The 3705-nt window shown below is 53.4% G+C and carries 3 protein-coding genes; 2 read left to right on the top strand and 1 reads right to left on the bottom strand.

Annotated features, from left to right (window positions below):
* Positions 1–1017: transcription termination factor NusA (gene nusA / locus VAE48_RS01805; protein WP_322791598.1), on the bottom strand; the 1017-nt coding region annotated here is incomplete at its 3' end.
* Between the two features lie 205 nt (positions 1018–1222).
* Here nusA and VAE48_RS01800 point away from each other — a divergent pair.
* The gene (locus VAE48_RS01800) at positions 1223–2077 is read left to right on the top strand and encodes an alpha/beta hydrolase (protein ID WP_322791597.1); all 855 of its coding nucleotides are present in this window, start codon (positions 1223–1225) and stop codon (positions 2075–2077) included.
* A 33-nt stretch (positions 2078–2110) separates the two neighbouring features.
* Positions 2111–3705 (top strand): alpha-glucosidase (locus tag VAE48_RS01795; protein ID WP_322791596.1); only part of this gene is annotated, 1595 nt, incomplete at its 3' end.

Raw genomic sequence — 3705 nt, 5'->3', positions numbered from 1 at the left:
CCAGCCGGTCAGTTTGGCAGCCAGGCGGGCATTTTGTCCATCCCGTCCAATTGCCAGACTTAATTGATCCTCCGGCACCACCACTGTAGCGGTTTTACCGCTGGATTGTTGCTCGTTCAGGTAAACCCCGCTCACACGCGCCGGGCTGATGGCTTTGGCAATGAAAACGGCCGGGTCAGGGTTCCATTCAATCACATCAATTTTTTCATCGTGCAGTTCGCGGACAATGGCTTGAATGCGAACGCCGCGGATACCCACGCAGGCGCCAACCGGGTCAATGCCGCTTTGGGTGGCTGAAACGGCTACTTTGGCGCGTTCGCCCGGTTCACGGGCAATCGAACGAATCTCCACCACACCATGGTAGATTTCGGGCACTTCATTTTCCAGCAGGCGGCGCAGAAAATTGCGGTGGGTGCGCGAAAGGATGATCTGCGGCCCACGATTGTTATCCTTGACCTCGGCAACCAAAGCGCGCACACGGTCGTGAATGCGAAAGCGTTCACCGGGGATCATTTCTTTGCGGGGCATGGAGCCTTCGGCTTTCATTTCCAGTCCAATGGTCAGTCCCTGGGCGCTGACGGCCTGTACGACGCCGCTGACAATTTCACCGAGCTGTTTCTGGTAATAATTCAATTGCGCCTGACGTTCGGCATCACGGATGCGCTGCTGAATCACCTGACGGGCGGTTTGGGCAGCAACGCGGCCGAAATCGCGCGGGGTGCTTTCGACCACAATCATGCCGCCCAATTGTGCATCCGGATCAATTTTGCGGGCTTCTTCCAGACTCACTTCGGTGCGCGGGTCTTCTACTTCCTCGACGATTTCTTTTTCGGCATAGATGGTAACCTTGCCGGTTTCGATATCCACTTTGGCTTCCACGTGTTGAGCATTGGAAGCATTCACTGCCCGGCGGTAGGCTGAAACCATGGCCGATTCGAGCGCTTTGAGAATCACTTCTTTTGGAAGTTGTTTTTCTTCCAATACTTCATTGAACGCCAGCGTAAATTCGTTCTTCATGCTTCAACTTTCTCCAGATAGTTACGGTTACTAAGCAGAAAAGTGGGGGTTGCCCACTTTTCGATGCGCTCTTCTTTCTTTCGCCTAACAACCATTATTCTATCACAGGTTTTGTTAACAAGCAAGAATTTTACTTAATGATTGGATTAAAACTTTTGACAAAAAACGCATCTCTCGGGTATGCTTATACCAGAACCGGGAGGAAATGATGACCATAATTGAAGATACATGGGTCAAAGTAGAGGGGATAAACACTCACCTCTTCACTGCTGGCGAAGAGGGTGAAACCGTGGTTTTATTGCATGGCGGCGGCACCGATTCGGCCTGGCTTTCGTGGCAGCCGGTCATTCTGGCGCTTTCGCCCCGTTTTCGGGTGATTGCCCCTGATCTGCCGGGATACGGTAAAAGCGATACTCCCCAAATTTCCTATACGCTGGATACCTACATTGATTTTGTGAAGCGGCTGCTGGATCAACTGGGGGTGGCGCGGGCGACCCTTGCGGGGGTCTCCATGGGCGGCGGAATTGCCATCGGTTTTACGCTGGCTTACCCGGAGCGGGTTCAGCGGCTTGTGCCGGTGGATACGTACGGCATCCAGCGCCGTTACCCCGGAGGATTGTGGGGATATATTTTGGTGCGGATGGAATGGCTTAACCGCTTTTCGTGGTGGCTGCTGGGGCGCAGCCGGGCTTTGACGCGCGCTTCTCTGCAACAGATTTTTTATGACCCCGGCGTACTTCCGGACGATCTGGTGAATGAAGTGTATGAGGAAATCCGCCGTCCCAAGGCAGGGGGGGCTTTTCGTTCCTTCCAGAAGCATGAAGTCCTCAAAAACGGCCTGCGCACGGTTTTTCTCGACCGACTGGGTGAAATTGAGGCTGAAACCCTTTTCATTCATGGCGAAAATGACCGGCTGGTGCCTTTGGAATGTGCCCGTGAAGCCCATGCCAGACTGCCCGGTTCGCGACTGGAGATCATACCGGCTTGTGGTCACTGGCCGCAGCGCGAGAAACCGCAGGATTTCAACCGCATTTTGCTGAACTTTCTGGAGTCCAACTGAATTCCCCAATATCTTTTAGAAAGGAACAAGCCTATGACGGATCAATTTTTGTGGTGGCGGGATGGGGTCATTTATCAAATTTACCCCCGTTCTTTTGCAGACAGCAACGGTGATGGAATTGGCGATTTGAACGGTATTCGTGCGCGTTTGGATTATCTGACAGAACTGGGGGTGGATGCCATCTGGCTTTCGCCGATCAACCCCTCGCCGGATGTGGATTTTGGATATGATGTCAGCAACTATCTGGATATTGACCCCAAATTCGGCTCACTGGCCGACTTTGACCAGCTGGTTGCAGAAGCCCATCAGCGCGGTATTCGGATTGTTTTGGATCTGGTGCTGAATCACACCTCGGATCAGCACCCGTGGTTTGTTCAATCGCGCAGCAGCCGGGATAACCCCTTTCGGGATTATTACCTGTGGCGCGATCCTGCCCCGGATGGCGGCCCGCCCAACAACTGGCAATCCATTTTCGGCGGCAGCGCCTGGGAATGGGATGCTCCAACCGGGCAGCATTACTATCACATGTTTTACAAAGAGCAGCCGGATGTTAACTGGCGCAACACGCAGGTGAGAAAAGCCCTGCTGGACGTTTTCCGCTTCTGGTGTGAGCGGGGAGTGGACGGTTTCCGGTTGGATGTATTCAACATGTATTTCAAACATCCTGACTTTCCCGATAATCCGCCGGCAGTTGGCTTACGCGGTTTTGACCGGCAGAAACACATTTATGACTGCGATCAGCCGGAAATGTTCCCCCTGCTGCGTGAGATTCGTGCCATTCTCGATTCATATCCGGAACGATTTGCGGTGGGCGAAACATTTCTTTCCACGCCACAGAAAGCCGCCTCCTACTCCGCTCCTGGTTTGCTACATACTGCTTTTGATTTTACCTTTTTACATTCTCCGTGGAAACCGGAGCGTTTTTTGAAGGCAATTCAGGATTGGGAGCAGGCTTTGCAACCGGAAGGCTGGCCGACTTATGTGCTGAATAATCATGATAATCCGCGTTCGGCAACCCGTTACGGTCAAGGGGAGGATGACAATCGCTTGCAAGTTGCAGCTGCCCTGCTGCTGACCCAACACGGCACTCCCTTCCTTTACTACGGTGAAGAAATTGGAATGCGTGACATTCCCATCACCCGTGAAATGGTGCAGGATCCGGTGGGTAAGCGTTTTTGGCCGCTTTACAAAGGACGGGACGGATGCCGTTCACCCATGCAGTGGGACGACAGTCTGAATGCGGGATTCAGCACCGGGCAGCCCTGGTTGCCGGTACATGCCAATTACCGCCAGCGCAATGTATCTGCCCAGCAAAATCAACCGGATTCGCTGTACCACTTTTACCGCAAGCTGCTTCAATTGCGGAAGGAATACCCGGTGTTAAGAAATGGCTTCTTCCAGCCCCTGACGTTTGAACCCCAACGGCTGCTGGCTTACCTGCGCCAAAACGCTGAGCAGACCATTCTGGTTGCGCTCAATTTTGGAAAACGTCCGGTGCGCCTGGCTTTGGGCGGCATGGTGCGGCGGGCAGGCTGGAAACTGATCCTGTCCAACCGGCGCGACTATCTGCCACCCTTAAATGATGGTATGCTGCTTCCTCTGCAGCGCTATGAAGTCCTGATTCTGCT

The organism is Bellilinea sp., from assembly GCF_034432615.1.
Lineage (GTDB): Bacteria > Chloroflexota > Anaerolineae > Anaerolineales > Anaerolineaceae > Bellilinea.
Note: the sequence above shows the minus strand (reverse complement) of the source record. Positions and strands in the feature narration are given on the sequence as shown.

What these genes read in the sequence shown, in the direction of transcription:
- VAE48_RS01800 (WP_322791597.1), top strand. Translation starts at nt 1,223, where the DNA reads ATGATGACCATAATTGAAGATACATGGGTCAAAGTAGAGGGGATAAAC.